This is a genomic window from Novosphingobium capsulatum NBRC 12533 (assembly GCF_001598375.1).
Classification (GTDB): domain Bacteria; phylum Pseudomonadota; class Alphaproteobacteria; order Sphingomonadales; family Sphingomonadaceae; genus Novosphingobium; species Novosphingobium capsulatum.
Genome location: NZ_BCYV01000009.1, coordinates 21837 through 37833, shown reverse-complemented (window position 1 = coordinate 37833; position 15997 = coordinate 21837). Strand labels below are relative to the sequence as shown.

The window sequence follows — 15997 nt, the reverse complement described above, 5'->3', positions numbered from 1 at the left end:
TACATATTCAAATTGACCAAGGCGCTGATCGTGGTTTGCAATAGAAGGTCTACATTCCATATAGGTTGATTAATCTAAGCTATCTTGGGTAGCGGGTTCTGAACCTGCTATTCCGCAAGCGCCCGAAACCCTTCACATTTCGGGAACGATCATCAGTGCTTCAGAAATGGCAGGTGTTGGATGGAGACCTGCCATTCCCGGCGCGGCTCGCGAACGTCGGTTCTGTCCCAAACCCAGACCCCCGCCGCATTCTATACTGCTAAAGCGGTCAAAGCCTCGACGCTCCACCTTCACCCCCAAGCGCCCACCACCCACAGCTCTGGTCCCCGCGTGATCTGCAAGCTGGACGCCGCGCCTTGTCCATGCCGGCGCAAAGTGCCAGTCGGTAAGAATGCAAATGGGGTAGCAAGGTCATGGTTACGCGTCGCGCTTTCGTGTCGGGTTCGCTCAACGCCGTGGCGGCCTCTGCCCTGCCAGTGCGGGCGCTGGCGGCCGCGCAGGGGACGGTGGAGGTGGCCTATGTCAACGCCGCGGTCTGGACCGGGGTAGGGCCGGACGTGCGCAGCGATGCCATCGGCGTGGCCGGGGGCCATGTCGTGGCGATCGGGCGCGAGGCGGTGCGGGCGCGGTCTGGTCCGCGCACCCGCGTGGTCGATCTGCAGGGCGCCTTCGTCACGCCCGGGCTGGTTGATTGCCACACCCATTTCACCATCGGGTCGCTGGCGCTAACCCAGCCGTCGCTGCGCAATGCGGCCAGCCCCGATGAATTCGTGGCGCAGATCGCCAAGGCGGCGCGGGCGCTGCCCAAGGGTGAATGGCTGGAAGGGGGCAACTGGGACCAGGATCGCTGGGGCGGCACCCTGCCCACCCGGCAGTGGATCGATGCCGTTACCCCCGATACGCCGGTGGCGGTAATCCGCTATGACCTGCACATGATCCTGTGCAATTCGCTGGCGCTCAAGCTCGCGGGGATCGACCGCAACACGCCCGACGTGCCGGGCGGGGTGATCGTGCGCGATGCGCAAGGGGAGCCGACCGGGATCGTCAAGGACGCGGCCAAGGATCTGGTGCTGCGCGCCATTGCCCAGCCCAGCCCGGCGAGGCTCGACACGGCGGTGCGTGCCGGGATCGCCCTGGGGCTGAGCAAGGGCGTGACCGAAGTGCACGTGCCCGATCTCGATTGGTCGACCTATGAAATCACCCACCGGCTGCGGTCGCAGGGCGAAACCGGCATGCGGTTCTATCAGTTCACCCCGCTAAAAGACTGGGAGCGCATGGCCCGGATCGTGGCCGAGGAAGGCCGCGGCGACGACTGGGTGCGCTGGGGCGCGTGCAAGGTGGTGTTCGACGGCTCGCTCGGGTCGCGCACCGCGCTGATGTATCTGCCCTATCAGGACGAGTCCGGCGCGCATGGCATTGTCGTGACCGATCCCAAGGATCTGGCGGCGTGGATGACGGGCGCGGACAAGGCCGGCCTGCAGGTGACCGCCCATGCCATCGGCGATGAAGCCAACGACATCGTGCTCGATACCATGGCGGCGGTGACCAAGGCCAATGGCGCGCGCGACCGGCGCTTTCGCATCGAACACGCCCAGCACTTGCGCGAAGAAGCGATCGGGCGCTTTGCCCGCCAGGGGGTGATCGCCTCGATGCAGCCCTATCACGCCATCGACGATGGCCGCTGGGCCGTGCGGCGGATCGGGCCGGAGCGGTTGCGCACCAGCTTTGCCGTGGGCTCGATGGTGCGCAGCGGCGCGCATGTCTGCTTCGGGTCTGACTGGCCGGTGGCGCCGCTCGATCCGCTGACCGGCATCTATGCCGCAGTGATGCGCGAGACGATCGATGGCAAGAATCCCAAGGGCTGGTATCCCGAGCAGCGGATCACCATGGCCCAGGCGCTGCGCGGCTATACCCGCGAGGCGGCCTATGCCGGCAAGGTGGAGCACCTGCGCGGCGTGATCATGCCCGGTATGCAGGCCGATTTCGCGGTGTTCGACCGTGACCTGTTCCGCATCGATCCCGAAACCATCGAGCAGGCCAAGGTGATCCGCACCGTGGTGGGCGGGGTAGAGCGCTTTACCGCCTGAGCGACCGGCCGCGGCGCAGCGCCCAGGCGATGGGCGCCACGCTGGCGGTGAGGCCAAGCGCGGCGGCGACGTCTTCCCAGCCGTCGCCCGCCAACCCGGCGATCATGCCGGCCAGAGAAACGACCGCGATGATTGCCACCGGCACCAGGGGATGTGCCTGCTTCATGCCGCGCGCGCCTTGCGGGCCGGCCGAGGCTTGCCCAGCCACAGGTAGAGCCCGCTGCCCAGCACCACGATGCTCACCACGTCGAGCAGCGCCCAGAGAATTTTCATGGCCAGCCCCCCATAATCGCCAAAGTGCAGCGGTTGCGCCAGCAGCAGGCCTTTCATGTACCACGGCATCGGCGCCACACCATCGACCTGGCCGGTGCGCGCATCGACCATCACCGGGGTGAGCAGCTTGGCGGTGAGCGGGGTGGCGCCCTTGAGATAGACCGCGATGTGATCATGGCTGCTGAAAGCAGCGCCGGGAAAGGCCACGAACTGCACCGTCATCCCCGGCACGGCGGCCTGCGCATGGCGCAGCGCCAGCGCGGCAATGCCGGGGCGATAGGGCACGATCGGCCCCGTGCTGTCATGCGCCAGGCGGGCCAGGGCATCGCCGCGCCACCAGGCGGTGATCGGATCGGCCAGCGTATTGATCGTGCCGGTCAGGCCCACGACCATGGCCCAGGCGAGCGTGACGCCGCCGATCACATTGTGCCAGTCGAGCCAGCCCAGGCGGTTGGACTTGCCCCGGCGTACCGTGGCAAAGCCCGGCTTGCGCGCGAAGGGCGCATAGAGCACCACGCCCGAAACCAGCGCCAGGGCAAAGCACAGGCCCATCGCGCCCAGGAAATATTCGCCCACTTTGCCCAGCAGCAGATCCTTGTGCAGATCGAGCACCGTATCCATCACGCCATGGCCGGGGGCATCGCCCTGGGGTGGCGCGGCAGTGCGCAAGTCGATCGGGTTGAACTGCATCGCCGCTTCGGGCGCATCGCCGGTCGGGCCGGTGGTGAGGTTGATGACCGGGCGATCTTCATCGAAACTCAGGTAGATCGGCACGCTGCCGGGATGGCGCGCCAGCGCGGCCGCCATGGCGCGATCAACCGGCAGCAGGTCGGCCGCGCTCCAGCGTTCGGGCCGGGTCGATTTTGACAGGCCGTCGATCTCGTCATGAAAGATGAGCGGCAGGCCAGTCAGCGTCAGGATCAGCAGGAACAGCGTGCAGGTGAGGCTGGACCAGGTGTGCACTTTGCTCCAGGCGCGCAGTGTCGCGGGCTTCATGGCGCGGTATCCTGCCACCACGGCGCAACCGCCGCCTGGCAATCGCGGGCCAGGGTGCGGCCATCGAACGCGATGCCACCGCGCATGATGAGCGCGATGGCGCGGGCATTGGCAATGTCGGTGCGTGGATCGGCATCGAGCACGACGAGATCGGCCAGCTTGCCGGGCGTGATGCTGCCCAGGTCATCCGGGCGGCCGATGATCCGGGCGTTGTCGATCGTCGCCATTTCCAGCGCTTCCAACGGGGTCGCGCCGCCGGTCACGAAGGCGCCCATTTCCCAATGCACGCCGATGCCCTGCATTTCCCCATGGCTGCCCACGCCCACCAGGCCGCCGGCGCGACGCAGGCGCACGGCATCCCGGGCAAAGCGCTGCCAGGTCTGCCAGGGTGCGGCGGTCCAGTGCCGATCGCGCAGCCGGGCCGCCAGCGCGAACGGCGGGGTAAAGCGCGTGAGCCGCGCATCGTCTTGCGGGGCGTGGTTTTCGATTTCGTCGAAGAGCAGAGGCGCGCCGCCGTAAAGCACGGTGATCGTGGGGGTGTAGGCGATCTGGCTGGCCACGAACAGGCGCACCACGTCGTCATGGATCGGGGTGATGGGCAGGTTGTGCTCGTTGCCGGAAAAGCCGTCGATCGCGTGGGTCAGCTCCAGCACATAGTCGGCCGCGCCCTCGGTCGTGGGCATCATGCCCAGTTTGCGCGCGGCATTGGCCATATCCTGCCGGGCGGCGCGGTCGCCGATCATGTAGCTCTTGATGTTGCGCGTGCGATAGGCATCGCGATAGCGGGTGAGCACATCCTGCGCGACGCCCTGCGAGGTAATCGCGCTGTTGACGAACACGCCCGGCCCGGTGCTGAACAGGCGCGGCCCGGTCGACAGCCCGGCGTCCATGCGATCGGCATAGGCAAAGATATCGGGCGTGAATGGCTGCACTTCCAGCACCGAGGTGACGCCATAGGCGAGCAGCGCGGGAAATTCCCAGTGCGTGCCATCGTGGATGTTGCGCGGAATGGGGAAGAAGTGGGCATGCGCGTCGATCAGGCCCGGGATGATGAACTTGCCCGCCAGATCGCGCACTTGCGCCCCCGCGGGAACCGGCACGGCGCCGCGCGGGCCGATCGCGGCAATACGGTCGCCCATGATCACCACATCGGCATCGGCGATGACGGCACTGTGGTCCATGGTCAAAACCGTGGCGCCGCGCAGCACCTGCGGCACAGCGGGCAGCGCGCGGGGTACCTGCACCGAGAGATCGCGCGGGGTGGCGGTGCTTTCGGGATCGGCGGCGGTGAGTGCCGCAGGCGCGGCATGGCGCCAGAACGGCCCGGTGGTCCACGACAGGCCGTCGCCATCCCAGCGCATGGTATCGGCGCCGATGCGGGTGATCTGGCGCTGCGCCGCGCTGGCATCGGCCAGGTTCACCGGCTGGTCCGTGGCGGGCAGGGGCAGCACGTGCAATTCGAACGCGGTGCGCGCGGCGAGCCAGCGACCATCAGGCGACAGGCGCAGTTCGTCGACCGGGCGCGGTTCCTTGACATATTGCCCGGCCGCGCGGGCGACGATGCGGGCGCGGGGGCGCAGGGTGCCATCTGCTTCCACGCGGGCGAGGGCGTCGCCGCTGTTGACCCACCAACTGCTATCGTCGGTCTGCTGCAGCTGCTTGAGGCCGGCGCCGTGCGCGATCACGCGCGGCGTGCTGCCATCCCGGCCCAACGCGACCACGTCTGCCGGCCAGGCGGGATCGAGTTCGTTGGGCGCGTGCAACCGGTCGAACTGCGCGGCGCGCAGGGCCACCACGCCGCTGCCATCGCGGCTCCAGCGCGGTTCGGACCAATAGGCGCCTTGCGGTCCCAGCGCGTGGGGCGTGCCACCTTGGGCGGGAATGGTCCACACGCCGCCGCCCGTTTCCGCGCTCCAGCGCACGAAAGCCAGGGTCTGCCCATCGGGCGACCAGGCGGGCTGGAACGCATTGCCGGCAAACAATGCGCGCGGGGCGCCACCGGCGCGGTCGGCGAGATAGAGCGTGCCCAGCGCGGTAAAGGCAATCGCCTTGCCATCAGGAGACAGCGCCGCGCCTTCGGCCAGATGGCTGCGCACCGTGGGGCCGTCTTCGACGCGCTGCCGCACGCGGCTTGGCGGGGCGAGCGTCAGGTCGACCGGTGCCGTGAACGGGATCGGGGTTTGCGCGCCGCTGGCCAGGTCGATCCGCACAAAACCGCCGTTCTTGGCCAGGATCAGCGCGCGGCCATCGGGGGTAAAGCGATAACCGGGGGTGAGGTCGTAGTAATAGCCGCCTTCCTGCCCATCGTGGTCGATCGGCCAGGCAATCCAGCGGTCTTCGCCCGTGGCCAGGTTGCGCAGGCGCAGGCCGGTCTCGCTGGTGGCAGGCGTGGTGCCATCGCGCCGCGCAGCATAGGCCAGCAACTGGCCATCGGGCGAAAGCACTGGCCGCATGCCGCCCGGCACCACGGTTTCCACCGCGCTTGTAGCCAGATCCTGCCGCACGATGGACCAGGTGGGCGGGTCCTTCTCGGTCCAGGTGTGGCCGCGCTTGGTGGCATACCACACCGCCTTGCCATCGGGCGAAGGCGCCGCGCCCAGGGCGTTAACGCGCTCGTCCCAGCCTTCGTTGCCGCTGGGTTGCGCCTTGACCAGCACGTGCGCCGCGCCGCCGTCGAGCGGCACGCGCCACAGCTCGAATGCGAGGACGGCATGGACCGCGCGGCTGACATAGACGCTGCGGCCATCGGACGCCCATGCCGGAGAGGTCATGAGCACGAGCGACGTTTCGTGCGTCAATTGGCGTGCGCCGCTACCATCGCTGCGCGCGACCCACAGGTTGGTCACGCCCGAGCGATCGGAAATGAACGCAATCCATTGCCCATCGGGAGAGGGCACCGGATTGCGTTCGAACGGCGTGCCGGTGAGCACCGCTTGCGCCGTGCCGCCGCCGGCCGGCATGCGATAGATATCACCCAGGATATCGAACCACAGCCAGGCGCCGTCGGGCGAGAGCGCTGGCTGCGCCCAGGTCGCTTCGTGGGCCTGATAGGCCAGATGCCGGGGCGGCTCAGCATGAGCGGCCCCGGCGGCCAGCGCCAGTACCAGGGAAAGAACCGGCGCGGCCTGGCGCATCAGAGCGACCAGTCGACCCGCAGGCCCAGCGTGCGTGGGCGAACGATCGAGCCGGCGGGCACCGCCTGCGACGTGAAGGGCGCGTTGAGAATGCCGAACTTGTCGAACACGTTGTTGGCAAACACCATCACCCGCAGCTTTTCGCCCACGGTCACGCTGGCGCGCAGATCGAAGATGTTGAAATTGCCGCGCGTGGCCGTGTTGCCAAACGCGACCGGGGCCGAGGAGAGGTAGCGATGCGCCACTTCGAACGAAGGCTTGAGCGGCGCATCGGCAAACTCGAACTTAAGGTTGTTGGCCACCGACCAGCGCGACGATCCGGGCAGGACCGAGCCCGAGGCATAGCCGCCGCCCACGGCAAAGGTATCGGGCAGGAACGCGGTGAGGCGCGCATCCTGGACCGTGGCGCTGGTGCTGAAGCTGGCAAAGCGCGCCAGTTGCGCCGTGGCGGACAGTTCCACGCCGCTGATATTGGCGCTGCCGGCGTTGGAGACATAGGAATAGTATGACGGTGCCGGGCCAAACAGGCGTGCCTGAATGCCTTTCCAGTCGATATTGAACACCGTGGCCTCGACATAGAGGCGGTTGTCGAGCGCGTGGAATTTTACGCCCATTTCATAGTTCTTCACGCGGTCGCTGTTGTACTTGACCGGGATGGTGGGCAGCAGGCCGGCGTTGGGGTTGATCCCGCCTACGCGATAACCTTCCGAATAGGTGGCATAGGCCAGGAAATCCTTGGTTGGCCGCGCCGTGATCGTCACCTTGGGGGTGAAGCCGTCTTCCTTGTTGGAGACGTAGCCCTTGGCGTCCGTGGGGTTGTAGCCACCCGGGTAGCCGCCCAGCGCGCCCGCCTGGTTGACGACGGTGGCGTTGTAGCGGTTCCAGAAATAGCGGCCGCCCACGGTGATCTCGATATCGTGGCGCGGGGCATAGGTCAGTTCGCCAAAGACGCCCACGTCCTGGTTATAGGTGTCAGACAGGTAGCCATAGAGGCGGTCGCCGGGGGTCAGCACGCTGCCGGCATAGCCGCCGAACAGCGCGGGATTGGCGTCGATGTAGGCCGCCGCCCCATTCTGGAAGATCTGGTCGTAGCTATGCTTGCGCGCTTCCATATAGCTCGCGCCGATCAGGTAGCGCAGCGGGGTATTGCCCTTGGAGGCAAGGCGCACTTCCGCCGTCTTGATATTGGCATTGGCATTGCCGGCCGAATAGGCCGCACCCGATCCCGTGGTCACGCCGGTGACGTAGTAATAGGGATAGGAAAACTGGGTGAAATTGTGCTTCTCGATAACCGAGCCGATCGCGGTCAACTCAGCGCCGCCCAGGTCCTGGTCCAGGCGCAGCGAGTTCATCCAGAAGCGCGTGCGCTGCGGCTCGGCCCGTGCGGTGTTGCGGATGTAGGGGTGATCGAGATCGAGGTAGGTCTGGTCTTCCAGGTAGGTATCCTGCCACGATGACAGATAGCTGATCTTGGTCGCGGCCGTGGGCGTAAACACCACCGAACCGCGCAGGCCGCGCGTGCGGAAATCGTTGCTGCCGTTCACGCCTGTGGCGGGATTGTCGAGATAGCCCGCGTCAAAGCGCTGCAGCGCGACCAGGCGCACCGCCAGCTTGTCGGTCACCAGCGGCACGTTGATCATGGCCTTGGCGGCATAGTTCGCTTCGCCGTGGCTGTTCTTGGTGGTGCCGACCAGGCCCGATGCGGCGGCATCGATCTTGGTCGGATCGGCCAGGTTCACCACATAGTTGACGAGGCCGCCCAAGGTGGAAGAACCGAACAGCGTGCCCTGCGGGCCGCGCAGCACTTCCACCCGGTTGAGATCGAAAGTGTCGACATCGGGGATGGCGATGGGAAAGCCCGGTTCAACCAGCGGCACTTCGTTGAGGTAATAGCCGACCGTGGTCTGGCCCTGTTCGTGATAGGTCGTCGCCGCGATCCCGCGGATCACCACTTCGGAAATGCCAGGCTGATAATCGTTGAACACCACGCCGGGCAGGCGGGCGATGTAATCGCCCAGGCTCTGCGCGTTGGCGGCGGCCAGGTCCTTGCCCGAGACGGCGCTGGCGGCGATCGGCGTCTGGTCGAGCGCCACGGCGCGCTTGGTCGCGGTGACGACGATGCTGCCGGCGCTTTCGGCCGCCGGTTCATCTGCGGCCATGGCCGGCTGGGCAGCGAGTGCCAGCGCGGAAACGCCGGCCAGGCAGGCAAGATGCAGTGTGGTCCTCATGGTACTTCCCCTGTGCATGTCATGGATCGCCCGGTTCGGCTATCCTGTGGTGTCGTCCCTGTGTGCCGCTGCATGGGCCTGCAGGCGGTCGTCGTTGAGCCGCTGCATCCACCCGGCAAGCACCGGATCGGGATGGGCGGCGATGATTTCGCGCAGTTCGGGCAGGTCTTCCTCCTGGCCCAGCTTGAACCGCGCATCGGTGGCGGTGACGGTGGCGCGAAAGCCGATGATCCGCGCCATCAGGTGGGGCAGGCGCGCGCCAGCCTCTTCTATCTGCCAGGGCCGTGGCTGGTCCGCTTCGACATGGCTGGTCAGTCGGCGCACGGCAGGCATCGTGCCGTCCTCGTCGAACGCCACGGTCACTGCGAAGGCGGCGACGGCAAAGTTCCAGGTGGGGGCCCAGTGCGGCTTGCTCACCAGCGCGGGCGAGACATAGCCCTGCGGCCCCATGACCAGCACGTGCGCGCGCGGATCGGCCTGCAAGGCGGCGACCTGCGCATTGCGGCGCGAGCAATGGCCGATCAGCGCCGTCACCTCGCCGCTGTCGTCGAGTTCAGCCACCAGCGGCAAAGGCGTCGCGAAAAAGCCGGCCTCGCCATGGTTGACGAGCCATGCCAGCGGATAGTCCGCCACGAGCCGGGCCAGATCGGCAGGGGTGCCAGAAGGAAAGTCCATGGCCGCCATCTTGCCGCTTCCCTGGCCCGGCAAAAGTGCCAGATCCGCAATTTGTCGGGGGCCAATACGCCGGGCTCAACCCCGGCCCAGTGCACCCAGCACGCGCACCGCCTGTACCGTGCGTTCCGAGGCATGGCTGGCAAAGCCCAGGCGCAGGCCATGGGGGGCATTCTCGGCCAGGCGATAGGATGCCGATTGGGCAAAGGTGATGCCCGCCGCGCCTGCGCCTTCCTCGATCCGGGCAAGCGCGGCAAGATCCTGGAATTCCAGCCACATTGCCAGGCCGCCAGCGGGCAGGCGGGCGCTGACCAGATCGCCCAGTTCATCCTGCACTGCCTGGGCCAGCGCATCCCGGCGCTGGCCATAGATGCGCGTGGCCTTGCGAGCGTGGCGGCGCACTTCGCCTTCCTCGAACAGCATGGCCACGGCATCCTCGGTCAGGCTGTTGCCCATGCCATCGCCGATCGAAACCTGATGCGCCGCCGCCGCGATCACCGGCGTTGGCGCCACGATATAGCCCACGCGCAGCGCCGGCAGCAGCAGCTTGGACAACGAGCCGACATAGATCACCACATCAGGCGCATAGGCGGCCATCGGCAGCAGCGGTTGCGAGCCAAAGCGGAATTCGTGGTCGTAATCGTCCTCGATGATGGCAAAGCCGAACTGGCGGGCCAGCTCCACCAGGCGCAGCCGTCGCTCCGGCGCGAGCGAAACGGTGGAGGGGAACTGGTGGTGCGGGGTGAGGAACACCGCGCAGACCTTCCGGCTGCGACAGGCATGCTCAACCGCGTCGACGTCGATGCCCTCGTCGTCGAGCGGTACCGGCAGCACCGGCACTCCGGCGGCCTGGAACGCGGCGACGGCGGGTTCATAGGTCAGCGCCTCGGCCAGGGCGACCGCACCGGGACGGGCGAGCAGCCGTGCGGCGAGCGCGATGCCCATCTGGCTGCCCCGCGTGACGCACACGTTTTCCGCGTCCACCACCAGCCCGCGCTCCTCGCGCAGCATGGTAGCGAGGCTCACGCGCAGCTTGTCGCTGCCGCAGGGATCGCGATAGCCCAGCTGCTGCCGCCGCGCGGCATAGAGCGCAGCGGTGCGAAAGGCGCGCGCCAGGGCCTCGGGTGGGAACAGGCTGCCATCGGGGCTGCCCTCGTCCAGCTTGATCACCCGGCCAGGCGGCACGGCAATGGGCCGATCGGGTGGGGAGACGAAGCGATAGATCGGCCGCCGGCCGATGGGCGGGCTTGCCTCGATCGCCTCGGGCCGGCTGCGGGGCAGCCGCTTGGCCACCGCTGTGCCCTTGCGCCCGGCCGCTTCCAGCCAGCCCTGCGCCATCAGTTCCTCGTAGGCCGTCACCACCGTCTTGCGATTGAAGCCCAGTTCCGCCGCCAGTTCCCGGCTGCTGGGAAGCGCCGAGCCGGGTTGCAGACGCCCACGCTCGATCTCGTGGATCAGGGCATGGGCCAGCTGCATATAGAGCGGCGTGGCCTGATCGCTGCGAATGCGCTGTTGCAAGGTAAGGGACCAGCCGCGGCGCATGGACCTGTGATGGACTCCGCAAAAGGGGTGTTGTGGGGTCCAATCGGGGTTTTGGGATTGGGGGTCAAGGGGCTTCCCTTGCAGCGCTGCGCAGCACCTCCGTTCTTGCGCGTTACAAGACCTGTCCGAATGGGGTGGAGGCCCCGGCCGCCGTCAGACCTTTTCGAGCATCAGCGCGATGCCCTGGCCGACCCCGACGCACATGAATGCCAGCGCATAGCGGCCGCCGCTGTGGTGCAGTTCCTCGATGGCGGTCATGACGATCCGCGCGCCAGACATGCCCAGCGGATGACCCAGCGCGATCGCGCCGCCATTGCGGTTGACGCGCGGATCGTCGGCACGGATGCCAAGGGACCTGAGCGTGGCGATCGCCTGGCTGGCGAAGGCTTCGTTCAACTCGATCACGTCGACCTGTTCGAGCGCGATCCCGGTGATCCGGCACAATTTGCGGGCCGCCTCGATCGGGCCTGCGCCCATCACGCGCGGGGCAATGCCCGTTGCGGCCATGCCAAGTATTCGGGCGCGGGGCGTCAGGCCGTGGGTGCGGGCGGCCGCTTCGCTGGCAACCAGCATGGCCGCCGCGCCATCGTTGAGGCCCGAGGCATTGCCGGCGGTTACCGTCCCGTCGGGGCGGACGACCGGACGGAGCTTGGCAAGCGCTTCCAGGCTGGTGGCGCGGGGGTGCTCATCGCGCGCGAAGATCGTGGGCTCGCCCTTGGGCTGGGGAATGCCGACCGGCACGATTTCCACCGCCATTCGGCCGCTGACGATCGCCGCTGCGGCCTTTTCCTGGCTGGCGAGCGCGAAAGCGTCCTGTTCCTCGCGCGTGATCTGCCACTCGTCCGCCACATTTTCGCCGGTCTGCGGCATCGTGTCCACGCCATAGGCCGCGCGGAGCAGCGGGTTGATGAAGCGCCAACCCAGGGTGGTGTCCTCGATCTTCTGCCCGCGGTCGAAGGGGGTGGTTGCCTTGCCCAGCACAAACGGGGCGCGCGTCATGCTTTCGACGCCCCCTGCAATGATCAACTCGGCATCGCCGGCGCGGATCGCCTGGGCGGCCATACCGACGGCGTTGAGGCCAGAGCCACACAGCCGGTTGATGGTAGCCCCGGGCACCGCTTCGGGCAGGCCTGCCAGCAGCACCGCCATGCGCGCGACGTTGCGGTTGTCTTCGCCCGCCTGGTTGGCACAGCCAAGCAGCACGTCGTCGATGGCTTCCCAGTCCACCCCGCCGTTGCGCTCGCCAAGCGCGCGCAGCGGAATGGCGGCGAGATCGTCAGCGCGGATGGTGGAGAGCGCACCGTTCAGCCTGCCGATCGGGGTGCGGATAGCGTCGCAGATAAAGGCGTGGCGCATCAGAGACCCTGGCTTGAGGACGGAGAAGACAGCGCGACCGAGAAACTGGCGCCGGTTTTTGCCCGAATTTCCTCCACCGTCACGCCAGGCGCGCATTCGACCAGGCGCAGGCCCGGCTTGGCGCAGGCGAGCACGCAGAGATCGGTGACGATCAGATCGACGCAGGCCCGGCCGGTCAGCGGCAGCGTGCAGGCCGGCAGGATCTTTTGCCCGCCGCTCTTGCTGGTGTGCTCCATCACCACGACGATGCGGCGCACGCCCGCGACGAGGTCCATTGCCCCGCCCATGCCCTTCACCATCTTGCCCGGGATGGTCCAGTTGGCGATGTCGCCGCCTTCGCTGACTTCCATCGCGCCCAGAACGGCCATGTCGATCCGGCCGCTGCGGATCATCGCAAAGCTGTCTGCGCTGGAAAAGAAGCTGGACGTGGGCAGGGTGGTGACGGTCTGCTTGCCGGCGTTGATGAGATCGGGATCGGCTTCGCCGGGATAGGGAAACGGCCCGATGCCGAGCAGGCCATTTTCCGATTGCAGCGTCACGTCGATGCCGGGGGGAACATGGTTTGCCACCAGCGTCGGGATGCCGATGCCAAGATTGACATAGTATCCATCCTGCAACTCGCGGGCGACGCGGGCCGCCATTTCGTCGCGGGTCCAGCTCATGCCACAATCTCCGGCGCGCGGGTGGTCAGCTTTTCGATGCGCTTCTCGTTGATCGTCGACCGGACGATCCGGTCGACATAGATGCCAGGTGTATGAATGCAGTCCGGGTCGAGCGCGCCGGCCGCGACGATCTCTTCCACTTCGACAACCGTGACCTTGCCCGCCGTCGCCATGTTGGGATTGAAGTTGCGCGCGGTCTTGCGGAACATCAGGTTTCCTTCGGGATCGGCTTTCCATGCCTTGATGATCGCCAGATCGGCACGCAGCCATGTTTCGCGGACGTATTCCACGCCGTCGAAGGTTTCGATCGGCTTGCCCTCGGCCACGAGCGTCCCCACTCCGGTCTTGGTATAGAACGCGGGAATGCCCGCGCCGCCCGCGCGGATGCGCTCGGCCAGCGTGCCTTGCGGCGTGAGTTCCAGTTCCAGCTCGCCGGAGAGGTATTGCTGCTCGAACAGCTTGTTCTCGCCGACATAGGACGAGATCATTTTCTTCACCTGCCGGCTTTCCAGCAGCATCCACAGGCCAAACCCGTCGGCACCGGCATTGTTCGAGATGACCGTAAGGCCGCGAACGCCGCGTGCGCGGATTTCCGGGATCAGGCTTTCCGGATTGCCCGACAGGCCAAAGCCGCCGGACATGATCGTCATGCCGTCGAACAACAGGCCGTCCAGCGCGTCGGCGGGGCTATCGTAGAGCTTGTTCTTCATGGTTCCTCCAGCGGTGCAGACCGTGCGCCGCCCAGATGCGTGTCAGTCGGCAATCGTCAGCAGGCCCTGGCCCGAGACGCCGACGGGAATGGCGGTGAGCGACCGGCCCTCGCAGGCGCCCGAGAAACAGGCGCCGGTGTCGGCGCGGAACAGCGCAAAATGCTGGCTGCACAGGATGGCGCCGCTCTGCAGGAACTCGTCTGGCGCGTGGTTGAGCGGCAGCGAATAGTGCGGGCAGAGGTTGAGATAGGCGCACACGCCGCCATCCGGGATGTGGACCACGAACATCGAGAAAGCGCTGCGGCCACGGCCAAAGCGATATTCCCTGGCGGTGCCAACCGGAATGTCCGCGATGGGGCCGAGCAGGGTTCCGGGCGCCGGGGCATTGGGGCGGTATCGCCACAGGCCTGGATCATTCATCGTGCCTCTCGGGCGCGTCGGCCAGGGTGAAGGCATAGTCGATCCCGAGGCTGCCATCGGCCTGTGCCTGGGGCCGCACGATCAGCGATTGCTTCACGCCGAAGACCGCGTCGCTTGCCAGATATGGGTCACCCTCGATGAACAGATGCGTGACGAGGCGACGATAGCCTGGTGCCGTGATCATGAAGTGGATGTGGGCCGGTCGGTTCGGATGGCGGCCAAGCGCCTCAAGCAGCGCGCCGACCGGGCCATCGTCGGGGATGGGGTAGCTGACCGGCACGATCGTGGCGAAGGCAAAGCTGCCGTCTGCGGCAGTTTCAAAGCTGGCTCGCAGGTGTCCGGCAGGCTGCTGCGGGTCCTGCACGTCGTATTGCCCGTTCGGTGCGGTCTGCCACACCTCTACCAGCGCACCGGCGAGGGGTGCGCCGCGTACCGTGGATACCGTCCCGCGCATGTGCAGCGGCGTGCCTTCTTCCGGGCGCTTGAGGATCGAAGCCCCGGCGGCAAGCACCGGCTGGCGGCCGGCATAGAACGGGCCAAAGACGGTGGACTCGCTCACGCCCTCGCCAGCAGCATGATTGAGCGCATCGACCAGCATCGAGACGCCAAGCACGTCCGAAAGCAGGATGAATTCCTGCCGCTCGGCGGTGCACATCTGCCCGGTGCGGGTGAGAAACGCGATTGCCGCTTCCCATTCGGCCTCGGTAAGGCACGTTTCCCGGATGGCGTCGTGCAGGTGGCGCAGCACCACGGCAAGGATCTGCCGCAACCGGGCATTTGGTGCCTCGGCCATGCGGTCGATCGCGGCCGTGGTGATGGCGGCGAAGTCGGGCGTGCTCATGCGGCCTCGCTTTCGCTTGCAGCGGGTGGATCGCCAGCCCAGGCGCGGGCGATCAGGTCGCGGACCCCTGCGTGCTCCAAGGGGCGCGGGTTCCAATAGGCGTTTTCGAGCGCCTGGTCGGTTGCCACGTCGATGCCGGATTCGGGCATGCCCAGATCGCGCAGCGCGCACGGTGCGCCAACTTGCCGAGCCAGCCGATGGAGCGCCGCAGCCGGATCGTCGTCACCCAGGGCAGAGCGGAGCATCGCCATCGCTTCGGAGATCGCTGGCGCGTTGTAGGCGAGCGCGTGGGGCAACACGATGGCGTGGGTTTCGGCATGGGGCAGATCGAAACTGCCGCCGAGCGTGTGGCACAGCTTGTGGTGCAGCGCCATGCCGACCGAACCGAGCACCATGCCGCACAGCCATGCACCATAGAGCGCCTGGCTACGCGCCGCCACGTCGGCCCCGTCCGCAACGACGCGCGGCAGTGCTGACGCCAGCGCGCGGATGCCTTCCTGCGCGACCAACTGCATCACTGGGTTGGTATCGCGGGCATAGAGCCCCTCGACTGCATGGGCGATGGCATTGATGCCGCTGGTGCCCGAGATGCCGGGCGGCAGGCCCAGCGTCAGGTCCACGTCATAGACCACGGCATGCGGGAGGATTTCCGGCGCCCGGCGGGTGGTCTTGCGGCCTCCTGCGGTCTCGCCCAGGATCGGTGTCATCTCCGATCCGGCATAGGTGGTGGGCACGGCGATGTGGCGCACGCCGGTTCGCACGGCCAGCGCCTTGCCCAGGCCGATGGTGGAGCCGCCGCCGAACGCGACCACGCCATCGGCGCCGCATGCCGCCAATTCCGCTTCGGCGCGGGCCGTGACTTCGACCGGGGTGTGCATCGTCGCGTCGGTGAACGTGGCGACGATCGTGTTGCCAAGCGACCGGGTTGCCGCGCGTGCCTGCTCTGCCTGTTGCGGGGTGGACAGCAGCACGGCGCGACGCACACCTTGGTGCGCCAGCACCGTGGGCAGCGAAGCCACGGTGCCGGTTCCAAAGGTGACCTGTGTTGGCAGGCCCTGATAGGTGAAGTGCCGCAT

At 67.2% G+C, this 15997-nt stretch carries 13 protein-coding genes; 1 reads left to right on the top strand and 12 read right to left on the bottom strand.

Annotated elements, in window-relative coordinates:
- Nucleotides 1-413 precede the first annotated feature (413 nt).
- Nucleotides 414-2087 (top strand): amidohydrolase, encoded by a 1674-nt coding sequence (locus SCA01S_RS08600; protein WP_062784870.1) that lies wholly within the window; start codon nucleotides 414-416, stop codon nucleotides 2085-2087.
- Here the strand turns inward: SCA01S_RS08600 and SCA01S_RS22545 are convergent.
- From SCA01S_RS22545 to SCA01S_RS08545, 12 genes are all read right to left on the bottom strand, one after another.
- Nucleotides 2077-2253 carry an ARID/BRIGHT DNA-binding domain-containing protein gene (locus tag SCA01S_RS22545; protein WP_166643369.1) on the bottom strand — a complete coding sequence of 59 codons (177 nt, stop codon included), beginning with the start codon at nucleotides 2251-2253 and terminating at the stop codon, nucleotides 2077-2079. The two genes, SCA01S_RS08600 and SCA01S_RS22545, sit on opposite strands and share 11 nt — an antisense overlap.
- Complete coding sequence (locus tag SCA01S_RS08595) at nucleotides 2250-3356, bottom strand: PepSY-associated TM helix domain-containing protein (protein WP_062784868.1); 1107 nt, start codon at nucleotides 3354-3356, stop codon at nucleotides 2250-2252. Before SCA01S_RS08595 ends, SCA01S_RS22545 begins: the two co-directional genes overlap by 4 nt.
- Entirely contained in the window at nucleotides 3353-6490 is a 3138-nt protein-coding gene (locus tag SCA01S_RS08590; protein WP_062784866.1) for an amidohydrolase family protein, read from the bottom strand. Before SCA01S_RS08590 ends, SCA01S_RS08595 begins: the two co-directional genes overlap by 4 nt.
- Nucleotides 6490-8718, bottom strand: a complete 2229-nt coding sequence (locus SCA01S_RS08585) for a TonB-dependent receptor (RefSeq protein WP_062784864.1) — start codon at nucleotides 8716-8718, stop codon at nucleotides 6490-6492. Before SCA01S_RS08585 ends, SCA01S_RS08590 begins: the two co-directional genes overlap by 1 nt.
- Before the next feature lie 39 nt (nucleotides 8719-8757).
- Nucleotides 8758-9393 (bottom strand): FMN-binding negative transcriptional regulator, encoded by a 636-nt coding sequence (locus SCA01S_RS08580; RefSeq protein WP_167542881.1) that lies wholly within the window; start codon nucleotides 9391-9393, stop codon nucleotides 8758-8760.
- 75 nt (nucleotides 9394-9468) lie between these two features.
- Nucleotides 9469-10932, bottom strand: coding sequence for a MocR-like pyridoxine biosynthesis transcription factor PdxR (pdxR, locus tag SCA01S_RS08575; protein ID WP_062784860.1), 1464 nt, complete (start codon nucleotides 10930-10932; stop codon nucleotides 9469-9471).
- Nucleotides 10933-11085: 153 nt separating this feature from the next.
- Nucleotides 11086-12288, bottom strand: coding sequence for a 3-oxoadipyl-CoA thiolase (pcaF, locus tag SCA01S_RS08570; RefSeq protein WP_062784858.1), 1203 nt, complete (start codon nucleotides 12286-12288; stop codon nucleotides 11086-11088).
- Nucleotides 12288-12950, bottom strand: a complete 663-nt coding sequence (locus tag SCA01S_RS08565) for a 3-oxoacid CoA-transferase subunit B (protein ID WP_062784856.1) — start codon at nucleotides 12948-12950, stop codon at nucleotides 12288-12290. The genes pcaF and SCA01S_RS08565 overlap by 1 nt, the downstream gene beginning before the upstream one ends.
- Nucleotides 12947-13660: a CoA transferase subunit A gene (locus tag SCA01S_RS08560; protein ID WP_062784854.1), complete on the bottom strand. Its 714-nt coding sequence runs from the start codon at nucleotides 13658-13660 to the stop codon at nucleotides 12947-12949. Before SCA01S_RS08560 ends, SCA01S_RS08565 begins: the two co-directional genes overlap by 4 nt.
- A gap of 42 nt (nucleotides 13661-13702) precedes the next feature.
- The gene (locus SCA01S_RS08555) at nucleotides 13703-14080 is read right to left on the bottom strand and encodes a Rieske (2Fe-2S) protein (RefSeq protein WP_062784852.1); all 378 of its coding nucleotides are present in this window, start codon (nucleotides 14078-14080) and stop codon (nucleotides 13703-13705) included.
- A complete protein-coding gene (locus SCA01S_RS08550; RefSeq protein WP_062784850.1) occupies nucleotides 14073-14921 on the bottom strand; it encodes a dioxygenase family protein in 849 nt (282 codons plus the stop codon). Before SCA01S_RS08550 ends, SCA01S_RS08555 begins: the two co-directional genes overlap by 8 nt.
- Nucleotides 14918-15997, bottom strand: coding sequence for a maleylacetate reductase (locus SCA01S_RS08545; protein ID WP_054131909.1), 1080 nt, complete (start codon nucleotides 15995-15997; stop codon nucleotides 14918-14920). Before SCA01S_RS08545 ends, SCA01S_RS08550 begins: the two co-directional genes overlap by 4 nt.